Raw genomic sequence first — 18,833 nt, 5'->3', positions numbered from 1 at the left:
GTTAAAATGCAATTTGAGGAACAACTTTCTTAAGGCTGAAGTTTTGTATGTCGATGCTGAAAGAGATATTTTTTAAGAATCGCTTTTCAGGTATCGTTGATTTAAAATAATCCCTGTATACCTTACTGTACAGCAGCGGAACATACACCTGTACTACATCTTTAAAGAAAGATAATTGCAGGCCGGCATCATAAATAAAACGGCCTGTTGCAGCATTTTTTTGCCATGATTCTGCGTAAGTGCCCACATCCACGAAGGCTTTTAACGGAATTTTTACCGGCAACAACTGTAAAATATTGATCGCTTTAGGTATGTCGGTTGTAAAGTTGGCTGCCATCAGCCAGTTGTCTGTTTTACCAACTTTGCTACTCAGCAAATCGGTCCTTACTTTAAAAAAGCCATCGCGGTTCATTATTTGTTGTGATGCCCACCCGTTGAATTCGTGTCGACCCGCAAAGTAATTGCTGTATGTATAGTCTTCATATCCTTTTGGTCCACTCATGTTCAAATGGTAGGCATCTGTTTCAAATTGTTTTAAATAAGTCTTATCACCCAGGTAAATAAACTTGCCTGCAAATAGGCGTAGGTTTAAGCCACCTTCCTTTGCATAGTTAAAATAATAGTTACCTGTAAATGCCAGCCTTAAAAAACCTTCGCCCTGTTCCGTAAGTAATTCGGTGTTATATGGATATAGCACCCTGCTGTTTGCCAGCACAAAACGAAGTTGATTCAGATAACGGCTGGCTGTCGGATAGGTAATTATGTTTTGTTGGTGAACAGTATCTTTTGTAAAAAGAAGGCCCTGTTCTTTAATAATAAATGTTTTCCATTGAATAAATTTGATGGTTGTATTCAAAGCATTTTTTCTGCCAAAAGTATATTTTACAGAAGGCACCAGTTTGCTGAAGCGAAATGTTTTTTTGTTGCCGGCAGAGTCTGTGAAAGAATCATTGCTAAATGTCTCGCCGGAGAAGGATATTGCTGTATTGGCACCATTACTGCCATTGTACCAATGATAACTGATTCGCCCAAGCCCATTCAACTGACGGCTTCCGGTTGCGTACATGGGAGCTAAAAAAAATTGAAATTTTTCTGCAGGCAAAGTATAATTATGTATCAAAATACCCATCATCAGCTTGTCATAAATATTGGCGCCAATAGCCGGTGCAACAAAAATGTAGTGATGCTTATCCGTATTGTTGAAACTAAATAGGGATGTAAATTTGATATCTCTTTTTACTGCTTTTTGCGGAAGCTGTCCTTTTTTATTGAGCAGGTTAAAGTCGGCCTCCAAATCCTTGCCGCTCACTGCTTCAAATACTTTTTGCAAGTCTTCGGGATAAGGATGTTTAAATTGCCAGCGCTGGTAATAGGTATGCATACAACTGTCAAATATTGCCCTGCCTAAATGCTCTTCCAGCATCTCCATCCACTTGCCTGTTTTATAGTAAGCGATGGTATTATAATTGGGTTCATTAAAATTCTGTGATTCAGTTTCAATGGGCTGGTCTTTTTTTGAATCATATAAATTTGCTGCTATAAACTGGTCATGGTCTGCCGGCATCTTGCTTTCCAAATATCTCCTGTTTCTTGCATCTTCATTTTGGGGAACAATGTTTTTACCAGCGCTGTAATAGCGGTTGTCGTAATAGGTATTGATACCTTCATCCATCCATGGATGCATTCTTTCGTTCGTCGCCAGGATACCATAATTCCAGTTGTGGCCCACTTCGTGTTCCAGTACGCTTTCCAGTGCTGCGCTGCTTTTGACGGGCGAAATGGAAGTAATAGTTGGATATTCCATACCGCCGTCAAAACCCATTTCCGCTTCAACCGCTGTAACTGTGCTGTAAGGGTATTCACCCAAAAAACTACTTCTTGTAATAACTGCTTGTTTGATATACTGCAAACTATTTTTCCAAATGTCTGCTTGCCCGGGCTGGTAATATGTTGCCACCTGGATGACTCTTCCCGACGGCAACTGCAAACTGTCTTTTTTTACAATAAAAGATTTGTCAGCAAACCAGGCAAAGTCATGCACATTGGCTTGTTTGTAAACAAGGGTTTTGGTATTGGTTGCAGATAGAATGGAATTGTCTGGAGCCTTCTTTTTTTTAAGAAACGGAGGATGCTTTGGAGTGGTAATTACCTGTTGTACAAATTTAGTTTTTAAACCAACGGGTGATGTGGTCTCACTGACTAGTTCGCCAGTAGCGGCCACTACATAATTGGCAGGTAAAGTTATTTGTACTTCATAATTTCCAAACTCGCTGTAAAATTCACCCTGATCAAGGTACGGCATCGTATGCCAACCCTTACGGTCATACACCGCCGGTTTGGGATACCATTGAGTTATTTGATAAGTCTGCCCAACATGGCCTCCACGTGAAAAATTGTAAGGCAGTTTGACATGAAAAGGCGTTTCAATTTTCGCCGTGCTATGTGGTGTAAGTGGTTGCGGCAACAGTAGTTTAAAAATATCCTGGTGCTCCGGATGATCCTGTAACGGTGCCAGTTGTCCGTTCACCTTAAAATCAAGCCGGTTAATGTAGCCGCGTTTATCTTCATTGCTAAAATAAAAATCGGTTCGTCCATTATGCAGCAACTGATCGCTAAAGGCCGTTCGATCGTTTTTATACGCATTGGGCCAGGCGTGTATCCAGATGAAAAAAAGTGTATCAGGCGAGTTGTTAGAATAATCCATTTTTACATACCCATCCAGTGTATGGGCAGTGTCATTTAAAGTAACATCGATTGTATAATTTACCTGCTGCTGCCAATAGTTAGTTTGACAAAATATTGCTGAAAAACAAAAACTAAAAAGAACCATTAACAGGATTGTTTTTTTCAAGACAGTTGGGGTTTATCCAAAAATAATAAAAATGTTTCGCACTGACGGGTTTCACACCAAGTGAACAACGGATACAACGGGCGCCAAGGACTTTTGTTGTACTTTGATTACAGATGTTTTCAGGACAAAGCCTCATGCAGTTATTTTCCTTTTCCGGATAAAATAATGCGAATGCTGTGCAGCATAATTTTCAAATCTAAGATGATGGATACGTTCTCTATATACATAATGTCATAGGGCATGCGTTCAATCATTTCGTCAACGGTTGAAGCATAGCCAAACTTTACCATACCCCAACTTGTTAAGCCGGGTTTTACTTTCAGCAGGTATTTATATTCAGGATGTTTAGCCACAATCTGGTCAATATAAAATTTTCTTTCGGGGCGGGGGCCCACCAGGCTCATTTCTCCCTTTATAATATTGATTAGTTGAGGTAGTTCATCCAAGCGCCATTTGCGCATTATTTTCCCCCACCTTGTAATACGCTGATCATTGGCACTGCTTAACATCGGCCCATCTTCTTCCGCATTTTTATTCATGCTCCTGAACTTGTAAATAGTGAAAGGTTTTCCCTTATAACCCATTCTTTGCTGAAAAAAAATGACCGATCCTGCAGATGAAAAGAGTGTTCTGACGGCGGCGTATAATAATAATGGAAAGAGTATTACCAGTCCCGTAAGTGCGATCGAAATATCCATCAGGCGTTTGATATTTTTTTGCCAGGATGGCAATATACCACTATGTACATCAATTAATGGTATCCCCATTACGTTGGTTGCCTGCACAGCACCACTTATGATATCAACGGCATCAGGTGTGATTTTAATATTGACATCTTTATCACTCAGCAGTCTTAAAATGTCAGCGAGCAGATCCCGCTCGTTTTTTTCAACAGTAATAATAACTTCTTCAATGGCATCGCCGGCAATAATATCGTCAATGGCAGACAGCTGATTGTATTTATAGACTGAGGCAGGTAAGTCAATGCCTGCATTACCATTAATATTTAAAAAGCTTGTTATTAAATACCCTGAGTGAGAATTGGTAGTAGTAAACGTATTAAAAAAACGAACAGCATTTTTACTGGTTCCAATAAGCAGCACATTAAAAAATACTTTATTCTTTTTTAGCTGCAAATTAACGGCTCTTAAAAATAAGAGTCTTGAAACAATGGTAAGGAAAAGTATCGGAATCAACAGGCTGTAAAATTCAGCGTAATAATTAAAATTATTTTGCTGGGGATTTTTTAATATAAAGATAAAAAGCAGCACAAGAGCCCCAATCAGGCTTACAACAATTGTTCTTAAAACCTCAGACAATTTTGATTTGTGATAGATATCTTCATATGCGCCGCTTAAAAAATGCAGACTTAACCAACCAGTGGTGTATAAAAGCAGTCCGAGATAAAACCCGGCAGGTAGTGTAAAAGGATAGTGGTAAATAACGGTTCTAAGAAAATAGAAGCAAAGCCATGTAAGTATGGCGATACCTGCATCGCTGAGTATATATAAGGTACTATTTATCCTGGGTTGCTTCAAAATGCAGCGTGAATTATCTTATGGAAAAAAATGAAAGTCTATACGCCGCCAATTTTATCCAGTATCTGGTGGGCCACATCCATTGCTCTGAAACCATCTACTACATTTACCGGTGTATCTGTATTTTGTACAATGGCCTGGTAAAATGCCTGCAGTTCCATCTTTATGGCATTGCCCTCTTCAATAACCGGGTTGGCAATGGCAATCGTTTTTTTACCATTGTTGGTTTCAATATCAAACGTAAATACATTGGTGTCGTCCGGTGCACTGAGCTTAATAATTTCTGTTTTCTTTTCTAAAAAATCAATACCAATATAGGCATCTTTTTGAAACAGGCGCATCTTCCGCATTTTTTTCATGGAGATACGGCTGCTGGTAAGGTTGGCAACACATCCATTATCGAACTCTATGCGTACGTTGGCAATATCCGGCGTGTCACTCATTACAGCAACACCATTGGCATTGATTGATTTTACATTGCTTTTTACAAGGCTTAAAATAATGTCGATGTCGTGTATCATCAAATCCAGTATCACACTAACATCTGTACCCCGGGGATTAAATTGTGCCAGGCGATGCACTTCAATAAACATGGGTTCCAGCCTGCGATTTTTCAATGCTAAAAAAGCAGGGTTAAATCGTTCCACATGCCCCACCTGGAATTTTATATTGGCTTCTTTGGTAAGTTTTACGAGTTGCCTTGCCTCATCCATTGTGTTGGCCAAAGGTTTTTCAACAAACACATGCTTGCCTTTGGTAATAGCTGCTTTGCACAAATTAAAATGGGTGATAGTAGGTGCTACAATGTCAACGGCATCACAGGCGTCCATCAATTCTTCCGCATTATCAAATCTTACTAACTTGTATTTTTCAATAACCGCGTTGGCTATTTCATCATTGGGGTCAAAAAAACCAACAAGTGTTGCGCCTTCTATTTCCAGCCAGTTATTTAAATGAAACTTTCCGAGATGGCCAACTCCTAAAACACCCACTTTAAGCATATCAATATTCTTTGTTCAAAGATACCATTGTATCGTTTAATGTGCAGTTATTAAGTTTGTTACGCTGTTCACATCACATGCCCACACTAACAAAGCTGTCGTACACATACTCCACCTCGCTAAAATCAACTTATCACTTACCACCTATAACTTATAACTATCTAAAGGTTTCCTTTCTTTAACTCGTCCACCGCATAATTAGCCGCTCTTGCTGTTAAAGCCATAAAAGTCAACGATGGGTTTTGTGTACTGGTTGAAACCATGCTGGCGCCATCGGTAACAAAAACGTTTTTACAATGGTGCATGGCATTGTTTTTATCTAACAAGGAAGTGGCCGGATCTTTACCCATCCTTACACCACCCATTTCATGTATATCCAATCCCGGCGCCTGTTTGCTGTCGTTGGTGCGGATATTTTTACAACCTGCTTTGGTAAGCATTTCCTGTCCCTGCTCTAAAAAATCTTTTAATAATTTTTCGTCATTATCATCATAAGCAACTGAGGTTACCAGCAACGGGATGCCCCATTCATCTTTTTCATCTTTGCTTAAGCGCAGATGATTAGATTCTTTCGGAATCGTTTCCCCCTGCATCATCATAAACACGCCCCAGCCGCCCGGTTCAGACATCGCATCTTTATAAGCGCCGCCAATATCTTCTTTGTTACTGCCATCACCGGTTCTTCTGCCCGCGCTGTAATGAACCATATAGCCACGCAAGAAATCCATTTCCTGTTTGTGTACATTTCTAAAATTCGGCATCATGGCACCTGTTGGCTTACGGCCATAATAATATTGATCCAGGTGTCCATCCACATCCGCTGTTAAAGTGCCACGGTAATTGTGAAAGGCAACATATTTTCCCAGTAGTCCATTGTCGTTACCCAATCCATTCGGAAAGCGACTTGAAGTTGAATTCAATAATACCAGGTTAGAATTTAAACAGGCTGCATTTACAAATATCACTTTGGCAAAATATTCAGTAGCAACTTTGGTGTGTGCATCAATTACCCGTACACCCGTTGCCTTCTGTTTTTTTTCATCATAGATGATTGAATGTACAACCGAATCAGGCCGCAAGGTAAGGTTGCCGGTCTTCTCAGCCCACGGCAGGGTAGAAGCATTGGAACTAAAATAACCTCCAAAGGGACAACCACGATCGCACATGGTTCGGCCCTGGCATTGTTGCCTGCCCTGGTCAAGATGAATTTGATTGGGTTTGGTTAAATGCGCACAACGGCCAATGATAACATTGCGGTCTTTATAATTGCTGTTTATTTTTTGTTGTAATTCCTTCTCTACGGTGTTCAATTCCCACGGCGGTAAAAATTCACCGTCCGGCATTGTGTCCAGTCCATCCATATTGCCGCTGATGCCTGCAAACTTTTCTACATGACTGTACCATGGCGCCAGTTCATCATATGTAATCGGCCATTCTACTGCAAATCCATCCCTTCCCGGCCCTTCAAAATCGTATTTGCTCCAGCGCTGCGTAGCCCTTGCCCACAACAAAGATTTTCCTCCAACCTGGTAGCCACGAATCCAGTCGAATGGCTTTTCCTGTACGTAAGGATGTTGTTTATCTTTTACAAAAAAATGTTCAGTCGCTTCACTCAGTGCATAGCACCTGCTTACTATGGGGTTTTCTTTTTCCACTTTCAGCGGCATGCGTAAACGATGTGTAAAATCCCATGGATCTTTGGTAGCGGTAGGGTAGTCTTTTAAATGCACTACATTTTTACCTCTTTCCAGTACAAGCGTTTTTAATCCTTTTTCACATAGTTCTTTCGCAGCCCATCCACCACTTATTCCCGAACCTATTACGATGGCATCAAAAGTGTTTTTGGCAGTACCGCCTGAATTGATGTTGATTTGTGTTGAATCGCCCGGCATAGTTTGTAATTAAAAATTAATAATTAAGAATTAACAATTTTTTCGAATCAGCAATACAGAAATAAGTAAAAATTCAAAAAGAAAAATTCAAAAAGAGCCTGTCAATCTGATCCCTATAGCTGATCACTTTTAATCTATGACTTTGTAACTCATAACTTATCACTATAACTCATAACTCTTTAAAGGTTTCCTTTCTTCAATTCTTCCACCGCATGGTTGGCAGCCCTTGCTGTTAATGTCATGTATAATATCGACGGGCTTTGATTGCCTGTACTTGTCATGCAGGCGCCGTCTGTTACAAAAACATTTTTACAATGGTGCAACGCATTCCATTTGTCCAGCATCGAATTGTTGGGATCGTTCCCCATCCTGCAACCGCCCATCTCGTGAATATCCAGTCCCGGCGCCTGTTTGCTGTCGCTGTGCGTAATATTTTTTACGCCGGCGCCGGTAAGCATTTCTTCTGTCTGCGTAAAAAAATCTTTCAATAATCTTTCATCATTGTCATCATATCCAACAGAGGTAACCAGCAATGGAATTCCCCACTGGTCTTTTTTATCAGCACTTAAGCGAACATGGTTGATTGCTTTCGGAATGGTTTCGCCCTGCACATACGCATATACATGCCACGGACCTGCTTCCGTCATCGCCTCTTTGTAAGCTGCCCCGATTTGTTCAGGGCAACGGTCGCCATCACCTCTTTCACGGTAGGCGCCGGCGAAGGTGGTAAAGCCACCCACAAAGTCAGTATCTATTTTATGTAAATTTCTATAGTTCGCAATTATGGTATCTGTTGGATTTCGGCCGTATACATACTTGTCTTCAAAGCCATCAATGTGGCCACTCATCCAGCCACGGTAGTTGTGAAAGCAAACATATTTTCCTAAAATGCCACTGTCATTTCCAAGTCCGTTAGGAAACCTTGCAGAGGTTGAATTCAGCAGAATTAAATTGCTGTTTAATGCAGAGCCGTTTACAAAAATTATTTTAGCAAAGTACTCTGTTGTTTCTTTTGTAACGGAGTCTATAACCCTTACGCCGCTTGCTTTTTGCAGCTTATCATCGTAAATAATGGAGTGCACAACCGAGAAAGGCCTGATGGTAAGATTACCTGTTTTGGCAGCCCATGGAAGGGTAGAAGAGTTGCTGCTGAAATAACCGCCAAACGGACAACCACGCATGCATAAATTTCTTGCCTGGCATTGCGCACGTCCCTGGTCTAGATGTATTTGATTGGGCTTTGTTAAGTGCGCCCATCGTGCATGTACCAGGTAGCGGTTGCCATAATTTTTTAAGAAACTATCTTTCAAATGCTGCTCCACCACATTCAAATCAAAGGGCGGTAAAAACTCTCCATCGGGCATAGATTCAATGCCATCCTTATTACCACAAATACCAATAAATTTTTCAACATGGCTATACCAGGGAGCTACATCAGCGTATCGAATCGGCCAGTCCCATCCATAACCAAACCGCTGCGGGCCGGTAAATTCAAAATCGCTCCAGCGCTGCGTAGCCCTTCCCCATGTAAGCGATTTGCCGCCCACCTGGTAACCCCTTATCCAGTCAAAAGGTTTTTCCTGCACGTAAGGATGGTCTTTATCATTTACAAAAAAATGCTGGTTGTCTTCGCCATAACCAGCCGCCTTTGTTATCAGTGGATTTTGTTCATGTGTTTCCTTGGTAATTCTGCCGCGGTGTTTTAATTCCCATGGGTCTTTGGTAGCAGTAGGATAATCCTTGTTGTGTTCCACATTACGGCCTCTTTCAAGCACCAGTGTTTTCAATCCTTTTTCACACAACTCTTTTGCCGCCCAGCCGCCACTGATGCCGCTGCCGATCACAATGGCATCGTAGGTATTTTTTTCAGCACCGCCACTGTTAATATTCACTTTTGAAGAATCACCAGGCATCGTTAATATTTTTATGTACCCAACTTATGTATTTCAATTAAGCTGTATTGGCGTCGCACTCTTGTACTAAAACAGCAACGGGCAACTTTTATCAAAGCGTAGCGGGTGTTTTAATATCTACACAGAAAAAATAAAAAACTGGGATTATTAAACACCGGCAGCTTCCGCGGGCAACTCATTCCAGAAGCCCATTTTTCCAAATTTTACAATGCGGTCAGCACAACGTTTTTCAGCAGGTATCTGTTTCAATTCTTTTATAATTGGTATCAAATGTTCTTTTAAAATCCGGCCTGCCTCATCATAATCCCAGTGACTGCCACCGGCGGGCTCTGGCACCACGCCATCCACCAGGCCAAACCGCATCATATCCGGACCGGTTAAACGCAATTGTTCAGCTGCTATTTCTTTTTTATCCCAGCTACGCCATAAAATGGAACTGCAGTTTTCCGGCGATATTACAGTGTACCAGCTGTTCTCTAACATCAAAATCCTGTCACCAACACCTATGCCTAGCGCACCACCACTGGCGCCTTCACCAATAATTACGCAAATCACCGGTACCTTCAACCGCATCATTTCGTAAATGTTGCGGGCAATGGCTTCGCCCTGTCCACGTTCTTCAGCTTCCATTCCGGGGTATGCGCCCGGTGTATCAATTAAGGTAACAATAGGTTTATTAAACTTCTCGGCCAGGCGCATTAACCGCAGGGCTTTTCTATAGCCTTCCGGGTTGGCCATACCAAAATTCCGCAGCTGACGCATTTTGGTGTTGATTCCTTTTTGCTGCCCTATAAACATAACGGTTTCTCCATCCAGCTGGGCAAAACCGCCCACCATGGCTTTATCATCTTTCACATTTCTGTCGCCATGCAGTTCAATAAAATTTTCCGTCATTTTATCAATGTACTTTAAAGTATACGGTCTGTCGGGGTGCCTGCTGAGTTGCACTTTTTGCCATGGAGTAAGATTGGCGGTCAGATCGCGTTTAGTATCATTGATTTTTTGTTCCAGTGTTTGTACATATCCGCTTACATCAGTCTTGTTTTTTTCAGCGGATACTTTTATCTGTTCTATCTGGTCGTATAAGTCCTTGATTGGCTTTTCAAAATCAAGGAATTGTCGTTTTTTAAATTCAGGCATAAGAGCAATTTACAGCTTTGTGTGTAAGCAGTGAAAAATAATAAATCAGCGTTGCAAAAATAAGTCTTCAAAATTTTTAATAAAAGTTTTGGCTCAGGAAATTGAAAAACATATCTTTGCAATCCCGAAAAACAAAGCAGGATTTTTAAATGAATTTTGTTGCTGTAAAAAGGGAAACGGATTGGTAGTTCAGTTGGTTAGAATGCCGCCCTGTCACGGCGGAGGTCGCGGGTTCGAGTCCCGTCCAGTCCGCAGAGTTACTTACTCAAATACTTCAAACGCTCGCAAACTCAATGGTTGCGGGCTTTTTTGTTTTTCCACCTTCTCAAAAAGTATCAAATAAGCTCAAATTTCTGAGGCAAATTCGGTTACCCGCATTTTTCCATTCACCGGGTAACCGAATTTCAATGAAATGCAGTACAGGCGAGCAGTCCATTGAATGGACATCTTGTTTTAAAGGCTTTTAAAATTTATTTTTAACTAAAAGAAAAGGAGGAAATTATGGACACGAAACTGAGTATTCTTTTTTACAGCAAAACATCTAAAAAAAACAAAGACGGATTGGTTCCTATTTACTTAAGAGTTACCATCAACTGAGTAAGATTTGAACAGACAACACAGCGGTATATAAGCCCGGAAAAATGGTCTGTTGATACGGGCTATGCAAAAGGCAATACCGAAGAAGCAAAATCAATCAACAGCTTTTTGGATGCGCTAAAACAAAGGGTGTATTCTTACCAAATAGAGATCGTTATGGAAGGCCTGCCTGTGGATGCTAATAACTTTCGAATAAAATGGTTCGGCATTAAAGAGAAGGTTTTCACTTTGCTGGAAGTGTTTAAAAAACACAATGATCAGATGTTTGAATTGATCGGAATTGACTGTTCCAAAGCAACCCATGGCAAATACAAAACGACTTATGATCATACCAAAGCGTTCCTGGAGTGGAAATATCAATTGAAAGATATTGAAGTACAAAAGCTGACCTATAATTTTCTCACAGAATTTGAATTTTACCTGAAAAGCAAACAAAAGTGTAACCACAATACAACGATCAAATATTTGAGCAATCTGAAAAAGATTGTGGGTGTTTGCATTAAGAATGGGTGGCTGGCGAAAGATCCCTTCTTTGGTTTTAAAATGAGTAAAAAGGAGGTTATTCGCCAATTTCTCACACAAGAAGAAATACAGACAGTTATAACAAAAGACTTTGGCAATGATCGTTTAAACCAGGTAAGGGACATTTTTATTTTTAGTTGCTATACTGGTCTTGCATATATTGATGCACAAAGACTAAAACGTGCCGATATAGGCATTGGTATGGATGGAGAAAAATGGTTATTCACTAAAAGAAAGAAAACAGATTCACCAACCCGTGTGCCATTGCTGCCTGCAGTACTTGACATTTTGGACAGATATAAAACGCACCCTCAATGTATCAATAAGGATTCGTTGCTACCAGTTCCCAGCAACGTAAAATTGAATGCCTATTTAAAAGAAGTGGCTGACATCTGTGGTATTAATAAACACCTCACTTTTCATATTGCCCGGCACACCTTTGCAACTACAGTCACCTTGAGTAATGGAGTACCCATTGATACGGTTAGCCAGATGCTTGGGCATAAAAGTATAAAGGTGACGCAACTTTATGCGAAGATACTTGACAGACGGGTAAGTAATGATATGCAAGTCTTGAGAAATAAATTTGCTGAAAAAAAAAAGAAGTTAAAAGTTGATTCATGATTTACTAGGATATAGCAGGTCATTTAAAAACTTTCCACCCAAACTAAAATATTGCTAATTCACGTGATTTCAATACAGAAGAAATGATGTTGGTTTTTTAATACAGCTTGCCTTTTCTTTACCAGACCTGTTTGCAAATGTTTTTGCACACTTATTATCGCAGATGGAATTCAACCGAATAATTACAGGTAGAAGCAATTTTTCAATCATTAGAAAAGGAGTTCACCAATCAGATGGGTCAGTTATAACAATTGATGTTCTCGATCCGCTGGCGATATTATCAAATGGTCCAGCAGCTTTATATCCAGTAGCTTTCCCGCATCCTTAATTCGCTTTGTCAAATCAATATCTCCTTTTGACGATTTCATGTTACCAGATGGGTGATTATGTGCCTGCAGGACACTTGTGAAAGATATTGTAAGCGCCACAGAAAAGATCAATCTTATATCAGCAACGGTACCTGTCATTTCACCGATGTACATTGGATAGACGCCTAAAATGCGGCTCATCCCGTTCATGTACATTACCATAAACGATTCCTGCAAATTGATGGGACTATCATCAAAAAACGGTTTAAATATAAGGTATGCATGGAGGGAGCTGATGACAATTGGTTTGTTCGCAACTGCCGGACGATAACTGACGCTGATCTCAGCGACTTTTGTATTTTCTTTTACCATGATTCTATAAATTAAAATGTCCGGCGTCCGTTCTTATAATAAAACGGACAACCGGACAGTGGTTAAAAATAATTCCTGATGCATTGTTGCACCAGGGACCGTTAAGTGTTTTTTGTTTTTTTTATATGTACGGATTTCATTGAAGGACCACATGGTATTAAACCTCGACGACAACGAAATTTAACTGGATTGAAATTGCATCAAGTGTGTTTATTGCCGAAATGATGGTAATCAAGAAATAGACTGATACCCATCATTTTTAAAACTAAGTAAGTTCACTTTTTTTGTTGTGCTTTTTTTACTCCACACAGTTCTCCCTTTATTACTGCAACATTTTTAAACTATAAATTCACTTTATGAAAAAGATTGCAATGGTTACTATTTACCTATTATGTTTTTTATTTCTGCACTCACAAGGAATTTACAAAATTTGGGGAACGACGTCGAAGGGCGGTTCTCTTAATAAGGGTGTACTTTTTTACACAGACGGTAACGGCAATCATTTAAAACCCGTATATGATTTCAGTGATAGCACGCAGGGGGCAGAACCCAGGTCAGTGTTGACCGAATGGAATGGAAAATTATATGGATCAACCCTATCGGGGGGTAAAAATAACAAGGGAGTTATATTTGAATGGAACCCGGAGAAAAATACATACACGAGAAAGGCAGATTTTAATGGGTTAAATGGCGCTAATCCACATGCTGGTTTAAGTTTGTACAACAACATATTTTATGGTACCACCTTAGCCGGCGGACTTTATAACAAGGGAGTTATTTTTGAATGGAATCCTTTGACGAATACACTCACGAAAATGATGGACCTAAGTGATACCACCGGTTATAGCTATGAGTTGGGTGGTCGTATGACGCTCAAAGACGGAAAATTCTATAGTGCAGCAAATCAGGGAGGATCCTTACACGGCGGTGTTATTTTTGAGTGGGATCCCGTAACAAATAGCTATCTTAAAAAGATAGATTTCAATTATCAATACCAACCACCAATCTTTGCTCAAACCAGGCCACAGGGTACACCCTTATTATTAAACAATGGTAAATTCTACTCAGTGGCGACAGATATAGTGAGAGGTCATACAAATAGTATTTGTACGTGGGACCCATTAACAAACCTTTATACTGACAATAATTTTATCGGTTACTATGTTTTTTCAATTGGTAGTTTAAAATTCCATGATGATCATCTGTATGGCGTATCCACAAGTGCGGGTGATTTTTCTGGTGGTACAATTTATGCATGGGATCCGGTTACGAGAGAATATGAAAACAAAGCAGGCTTTGATAATGCTAATTCAACTGAATATTCCCCTGCCGGAAGTTTAACAATGAGTGGCAGTAAATTTTATGGGATGATGAAAGCCGGGGGTACTAATAATCTCGGAGCGTTCTTTGAGTGGGATCCGGTTACCAATGTATATACTAAAAAGGACGATTTTAATGGCGTCAACGGTGCATCTCCACAGAACAATGACCTTACACTCGCCGCAGCTCCTGTTACTAAAGGGCTTCCAGGTAGTTGCATTACTGTACCATCAATAGCGATTGATCAAAATAATAATAATCAATGGGTGCCTATCGTAGATGAACAGGGAAATGCAGTAGCCGAGATAAAAGCTAATGGTAATAATCTTGGTGTTGTTAGTACATCTATCTTCATTAACAATGCAACTGTAAGACAAGATGAATCCCAAAAGTTATACCTTGACAGGAATATATCTATAACATGCCAGACACAACCAACATCTCCTGTAGACATACGTTTATACATTAAGGCTACAGAATATTCAGCTTTAAAAAACGCAGATAATTCAAATGGTCAGTCATCTGGTATTAACAGTATAAACGATTTAGGCATTTATCAAAGTGACAAAGGTTGTCAAAGTCAAATTTCAGTTTTAAAAAATGCTGTTGAAACTAATGCCGCTATCTGGGGGGCAGATTATGTTTTCTCTGCAAGCATCCACTCTTTTTCTTCATTTTATATCGCAGGTAAATGCTTGTCCGGAACGCCACATATTTCAAACGTTTGTGTAACACCCGCAATACTATGGCCGCCGAACCATCAGATGAAAAATGTAACGGTTAATTACAACGCATGGAGTGATTGCGGAGCTATCAACAGTTCGCTTTCAGTTACCAGTAATGAACCAGCGGACTGCACAGAAAATGGCGATGCATCACCGGACTGGATAATACTTGACAATCATCATCTACAATTACGTGCAGAAAGATCAGGCCGCGGGAATGGAAGGATTTATACCATTACCATCACCAGCACCGATGCTTCCGGTAATACTTCCACAGAAAAAACCAAAGTGGTGGTACTGCATGATAAAAATGGTAATGGCGGAGACGACGGTCTTCACCATCATTTTGATTGTAAAATACTGCCCAACCCAAGCAACCATTATTTTACAATACAAGTCACCTCAACCAACGCCAAAAAAGTGGAAGCTTTTCTACTTGATTTGAATGGAAGGTTAATGTTAAAATTAAATACAGTAAAAAATAACACTTTTCGGTTTGGCGAGGATTTAAGACCTGGCGTTTATATGGTTCAAATAACCCAGGGAGATCAGCGCAAAACAATAAAGGTGATAAAACAATAAGAAATATTTACAAATCCTTTCTGTGCCAATGCAGGGAATTTGTTTCACCAACGCTTTTAATTTCATTAAAATATCGAGAATAAAAAAGCTCCCCCATTTTGAATAGTTAGCACGGATAAAATTCCCGTCTATTCATTCTGATCCAAATTAATGTAAGATGCTTACTGGCATTTCAGGGTACTTCATATTTTAAAATAGCAAAACTGCGATAACTTTTTTGGACAACAACGTGCAATGATGAACATCAAGATAATCTCTGACAACCATCATTTGATTCAATAGTACTTTTATATTAGTTTGTTACTCAAAATCCTTTGTAGCTGCAGGTATTTTCTTTCTGATTGGTGACAAACAAAAACTAAAAAAATGAAAAGTATCACGTTATTTGTTGCAGTTTTCCTCATGTTTAGTGTAACCCGGGCACAGGTTGGTATCGGAACAGCGACACCTAACACATCAGCGCAGTTGGATCTGAGTTCAACTAGCAAGGGATTTTTACCACCAAGAATGACAGCTGCACAAAGAGATTCAATTGAGCATCCTGCGCAGGGCTTGATGATTTATTGTACAGATTGTGGAGACGGTGAACCAGAATATCTGAATAACAGTTCAAAATGGGTAAATCTAACAGGAGGACCTGTAGCACCACCTTTAGCAATTGGATCGGCATTTCAAGGTGGTATTGTTTTTTATATTTTACAACCAAGCGACCCAGGATATAAGGTTGGTGAAATACATGGTTTAATTGCTGCTACTTCAGATCAAAGTACGATAGCTACTAATTGGAGTGAGTGTCCTTATGATACTATTTCTGACCCTGCTAATCAAGATCCTCCCAAAGTCTGCCCACTTATAGTACCAGAAACAGAAAATTCAATTGGAACAGGGTTATCAAATACTAATGCAATCATAAAATCTCTGGGGCAACCATCCACAAGCTATGCAGCTGGGTTAGCAAGAGCGTATAATGGTGGCGGGTATACAGATTGGTATTTACCGAGTCAAGATGAATTAAATTTGTTGTTTTTAAATAGATCGGTTGTTAGCGGCTTTTATAGTACATTATTATTGCCAGCTTTGCCAAATCTCTTTGTAACGAAATATTGGTCATCATCACAAGCGGATTTAAGGGCTGCATATTTACAGAATTTTGACGGTGGTCAACAACTACCGGACTATAGGTACTACGGATACGCTGTTCGGGCTATTAGGTCTTTTTAATTATTTTTCAATTGAACCCGCAAAATCCTAACCCGGCATTTCGGGTTGTTAAAAAATGAAAAAGCTCCACCAGTTTATTAGTGAAGCTGTTGTTGTCGTTATTGCCGCAAAATAGTAAAGCACCAGTACACATACCAGTTCCCGGTTATCCGGTAGCACATTTTGTGTTCTTTGTGCAAAATAATTCTTTCAATGAAAACGGTGGTACCAACAGGTATTCCTTTAACAGCATATTTACATACTGCTGGTATGGGAACAAACAGCTGGAGTATTTTACCTGCCGGGTTGATCACCATCATTGATCCGGCGTTCATGTATATCGATTCTGGAGGGTCTATATTAATGATTTAGAAGTTTGTTTTCTCTTAGTTTAAATACCAATTGCTGCTTCTTCCTTCAAGCCCGGACCGTATCTGTTCAACGAAATTATGTGCACCAACGGAGCGTTCCAGAAAGCTATCAATATAGCTACTCTTATTGGCGCCAGTGAACAGATTATGCAGTTTCCAGAGGTTGATGTTCCCGTCATTATCCCTGCAAAAGCTCTTGTCTTTGTAAAAGTCTTTCACAACGGTTGACATTAGCATGAAATAGACTTTACAGCCTACGATGTGATGGATAATTCAGTTTTTTTTATACGCCCCGGCCAGGTGCACCAGTTGGGATTGAAAGCATGTTGCACGGGATATTTAGTTGAGTTCAATGCTGAATTTTATCACCCTAAAGACAAGCTTTCAATCCAGCGCTTAAGAAAAGCAAGCAATAAAAATTATTGCGAATTGGAAATAAGCAGGTTTAATAAACTGCAAAACATTCTGTCCTCTATGCTGGATGAATACACTTGCAAAGATGAAGGATACCGGGATGTTATAAAATCGAGCCTTGACATTTTCTTTATTGAATTTGGAAGACAAAGTTCCAATCCCAGGGGAATACAAACAGCTGCTAATTCCTATACACATGAGCGCTTTGAAGAATACTTAGAATTACTGGAAAACCATATTGCCACTCATAAGCAGGTTGCCCAATACACTGATTTGATGAACCTCTCTTCCTACCAGCTAAATGAAATCGTAAAATCATCTATTGGTAAAACGGCTTCAGATATGATCAATGAACACATTATCCTGGAAGCTAAGAGATATTTATTAGCAACTCCAAACCAGGTAAAAGATATTGCTGACCAACTAGGGTTTGAAGACACCTCTTATTTTATTCGCTTCTTTAAAAAGCATATAGACCATTCGCCTGAAGCGTTCCGACAAAGCTTTAAATAAGTCCTGCATAACTGCGGTATCGTCCTGTTATACTGCCTTGCGGTGAATTTACTTTTGCGTAAATAAACTTTAAAAATTTACAAAAATGAAAATTATCATCGTTGGTGCATCAGGCACTATGGGAAAGCATTTAACAACAGCCTTTACAAAAGATCACGAAGTAATCACAGCAGCTTCCAAAGGATGTGATGTGCAGGTAGATATTACTTCAACAACATCCGTTGAAAATATGTACAGGCAAGCTGGCGCATTTGATGCATTGATTTCAACTGCAGGTCCAACCTTTGTTGGTCCCTGGAAAAAGCTAACTGATAAAGAATTTCGGCAAGGCGTGGAAGGTAAAATGATGGGGCAGATTAACCTTGTATTAATAGGCCAGCATTATATTAATCCAAAGGGATCATTTACATTGATAACGGGAGCTCTGTCACATGATCCGCAGAAGAATTTTGCCAATGCATCGGCGGCCAATGGAGCGGTAGAGGGATTTGTGAGAGGAGCGGCTATTGAGTTGGAAAATGGTATCCGTATTAATGCAGTTAGTCCAACTGTTATAGAAAACTCCCCGCAATATTTCCCCTATTTTCCAGGTGATATTCCCGTAACGATGCAGCAATTAGAATATGGATTTCGTAAATCTATATTTGGCGCAAATACCGGCCAAATAATTAAACCTTATTAATTACAACATTCAATCAGCTTAAAAAAAGAGCCCGGATTTTTAAAAGCCAGGGCTCATTTTTTACATTTATATTGAGTATTATAACGCTCAAAAAGGTATCGATTACCATGTTGAGTATGCTAAATGTTAAATTACTTTAGGATTAGCCTGCACAGTTTGCTGTCCGTTTCTCTCTTTAAAAACAATTCCTTTATTTACAAATATTTTGATAGCAGAATAATGCCCTCTGTTATTTTTTATAATTCAATTTGGGCATCTTTATCAGGTA

Annotated in this window: 14 protein-coding genes and 1 tRNA gene; 7 read left to right on the top strand and 8 right to left on the bottom strand. The window is 39.7% G+C overall.

The annotated features are described in order from the left end of the window. Position 1 precedes the first annotated feature (1 nt). The 6 genes from JWR61_RS07565 to JWR61_RS07540 all read right to left on the bottom strand — a co-directional run bounded on the left by JWR61_RS07565 (position 2) and on the right by JWR61_RS07540 (position 10,335). Entirely contained in the window at positions 2-2,851 is a 2,850-nt protein-coding gene (locus JWR61_RS07565; RefSeq protein ID WP_301927239.1) for a M1 family metallopeptidase, read from the bottom strand. 140 nt (positions 2,852-2,991) lie between these two features. Beyond that, entirely contained in the window at positions 2,992-4,389 is a 1,398-nt protein-coding gene (locus JWR61_RS07560) for a sugar transferase (protein WP_301927238.1), read from the bottom strand. A 38-nt stretch (positions 4,390-4,427) separates the two neighbouring features. Next, positions 4,428-5,390: a Gfo/Idh/MocA family protein gene (locus JWR61_RS07555; protein ID WP_290335269.1), complete on the bottom strand. Its 963-nt coding sequence runs from the start codon at positions 5,388-5,390 to the stop codon at positions 4,428-4,430. Between the two features lie 161 nt (positions 5,391-5,551). Beyond that, the gene (locus JWR61_RS07550; RefSeq protein ID WP_301927237.1) at positions 5,552-7,282 is read right to left on the bottom strand and encodes a GMC oxidoreductase; all 1,731 of its coding nucleotides are present in this window, start codon (positions 7,280-7,282) and stop codon (positions 5,552-5,554) included. A 179-nt stretch (positions 7,283-7,461) separates the two neighbouring features. After that, on the bottom strand, positions 7,462-9,195 hold the full coding sequence (locus JWR61_RS07545) for a GMC oxidoreductase (RefSeq protein ID WP_301927236.1): 1,734 nt from the start codon (positions 9,193-9,195) through the stop codon (positions 7,462-7,464). Positions 9,196-9,342: 147 nt separating this feature from the next. Continuing rightward, positions 9,343-10,335: an acetyl-CoA carboxylase carboxyltransferase subunit alpha gene (locus JWR61_RS07540; protein WP_301927235.1), complete on the bottom strand. Its 993-nt coding sequence runs from the start codon at positions 10,333-10,335 to the stop codon at positions 9,343-9,345. Between the two features lie 178 nt (positions 10,336-10,513). Between JWR61_RS07540 and JWR61_RS07535 the strand changes: the two genes are divergently transcribed. Together JWR61_RS07535 and JWR61_RS07530 are read left to right on the top strand one after the other, a co-directional pair. Next, a tRNA-Asp gene (locus tag JWR61_RS07535) sits at positions 10,514-10,587 on the top strand. Positions 10,588-11,040: 453 nt separating this feature from the next. Next, positions 11,041-12,078 carry a site-specific integrase gene (locus JWR61_RS07530; RefSeq protein WP_301927234.1) on the top strand — a complete coding sequence of 346 codons (1,038 nt, stop codon included), beginning with the start codon at positions 11,041-11,043 and terminating at the stop codon, positions 12,076-12,078. Positions 12,079-12,320: 242 nt separating this feature from the next. On the opposite strand, the gene JWR61_RS07525 is transcribed toward JWR61_RS07530, so the two are convergent. After that, positions 12,321-12,758: a JAB domain-containing protein gene (locus JWR61_RS07525; protein WP_301927233.1), complete on the bottom strand. Its 438-nt coding sequence runs from the start codon at positions 12,756-12,758 to the stop codon at positions 12,321-12,323. Between the two features lie 356 nt (positions 12,759-13,114). On the opposite strand from JWR61_RS07525, the gene JWR61_RS07520 reads away from it, so the two are divergent. The 3 genes from JWR61_RS07520 to JWR61_RS07510 all read left to right on the top strand — a co-directional run bounded on the left by JWR61_RS07520 (position 13,115) and on the right by JWR61_RS07510 (position 16,957). Then, positions 13,115-15,385: a choice-of-anchor tandem repeat GloVer-containing protein gene (locus tag JWR61_RS07520; RefSeq protein WP_301927232.1), complete on the top strand. Its 2,271-nt coding sequence runs from the start codon at positions 13,115-13,117 to the stop codon at positions 15,383-15,385. A 366-nt stretch (positions 15,386-15,751) separates the two neighbouring features. Further along, positions 15,752-16,606: a DUF1566 domain-containing protein gene (locus tag JWR61_RS07515; RefSeq protein ID WP_301927231.1), complete on the top strand. Its 855-nt coding sequence runs from the start codon at positions 15,752-15,754 to the stop codon at positions 16,604-16,606. Between the two features lie 192 nt (positions 16,607-16,798). After that, positions 16,799-16,957, top strand: a complete 159-nt coding sequence (locus JWR61_RS07510; protein WP_301927230.1) for a hypothetical protein — start codon at positions 16,799-16,801, stop codon at positions 16,955-16,957. A gap of 14 nt (positions 16,958-16,971) precedes the next feature. On the opposite strand, the gene JWR61_RS07505 is transcribed toward JWR61_RS07510, so the two are convergent. After that, on the bottom strand, positions 16,972-17,187 hold the full coding sequence (locus JWR61_RS07505) for a DUF3871 family protein (RefSeq protein ID WP_301927271.1): 216 nt from the start codon (positions 17,185-17,187) through the stop codon (positions 16,972-16,974). 33 nt (positions 17,188-17,220) lie between these two features. On the opposite strand from JWR61_RS07505, the gene JWR61_RS07500 reads away from it, so the two are divergent. Both JWR61_RS07500 and JWR61_RS07495 read left to right on the top strand, forming a co-directional pair. Continuing rightward, positions 17,221-17,883, top strand: a complete 663-nt coding sequence (locus tag JWR61_RS07500) for a helix-turn-helix domain-containing protein (protein WP_301927270.1) — start codon at positions 17,221-17,223, stop codon at positions 17,881-17,883. An 85-nt stretch (positions 17,884-17,968) separates the two neighbouring features. Further along, positions 17,969-18,565: a short chain dehydrogenase gene (locus tag JWR61_RS07495; RefSeq protein ID WP_301927229.1), complete on the top strand. Its 597-nt coding sequence runs from the start codon at positions 17,969-17,971 to the stop codon at positions 18,563-18,565. Positions 18,566-18,833: the final 268 nt, after the last annotated feature.

The organism is Ferruginibacter sp., from assembly GCF_028288465.1.
In the GTDB taxonomy this organism is placed as follows: domain Bacteria; phylum Bacteroidota; class Bacteroidia; order Chitinophagales; family Chitinophagaceae; genus Ferruginibacter.
This window is presented reverse-complemented; position numbering and strand designations above follow the sequence as displayed.

What these genes read in the sequence shown, in the direction of transcription:
- JWR61_RS07555 (WP_290335269.1), bottom strand. Translation starts at nt 5,390, where the DNA reads ATGCTTAAAGTGGGTGTTTTAGGAGTTGGCCATCTCGGAAAGTTTCAT.
- JWR61_RS07550 (WP_301927237.1), bottom strand. Translation starts at nt 7,282, where the DNA reads ATGCCGGGCGATTCAACACAAATCAACATCAATTCAGGCGGTACTGCC.
- JWR61_RS07545 (WP_301927236.1), bottom strand. Translation starts at nt 9,195, where the DNA reads ATGCCTGGTGATTCTTCAAAAGTGAATATTAACAGTGGCGGTGCTGAA.
- JWR61_RS07540 (WP_301927235.1), bottom strand. Translation starts at nt 10,335, where the DNA reads ATGCCTGAATTTAAAAAACGACAATTCCTTGATTTTGAAAAGCCAATC.
- JWR61_RS07525 (WP_301927233.1), bottom strand. Translation starts at nt 12,758, where the DNA reads ATGGTAAAAGAAAATACAAAAGTCGCTGAGATCAGCGTCAGTTATCGT.
- JWR61_RS07520 (WP_301927232.1), top strand. Translation starts at nt 13,115, where the DNA reads ATGAAAAAGATTGCAATGGTTACTATTTACCTATTATGTTTTTTATTT.
- JWR61_RS07515 (WP_301927231.1), top strand. Translation starts at nt 15,752, where the DNA reads ATGAAAAGTATCACGTTATTTGTTGCAGTTTTCCTCATGTTTAGTGTA.
- JWR61_RS07510 (WP_301927230.1), top strand. Translation starts at nt 16,799, where the DNA reads ATGAAAACGGTGGTACCAACAGGTATTCCTTTAACAGCATATTTACAT.
- JWR61_RS07505 (WP_301927271.1), bottom strand. Translation starts at nt 17,187, where the DNA reads ATGTCAACCGTTGTGAAAGACTTTTACAAAGACAAGAGCTTTTGCAGG.
- JWR61_RS07500 (WP_301927270.1), top strand. Translation starts at nt 17,221, where the DNA reads ATGGATAATTCAGTTTTTTTTATACGCCCCGGCCAGGTGCACCAGTTG.
- JWR61_RS07495 (WP_301927229.1), top strand. Translation starts at nt 17,969, where the DNA reads ATGAAAATTATCATCGTTGGTGCATCAGGCACTATGGGAAAGCATTTA.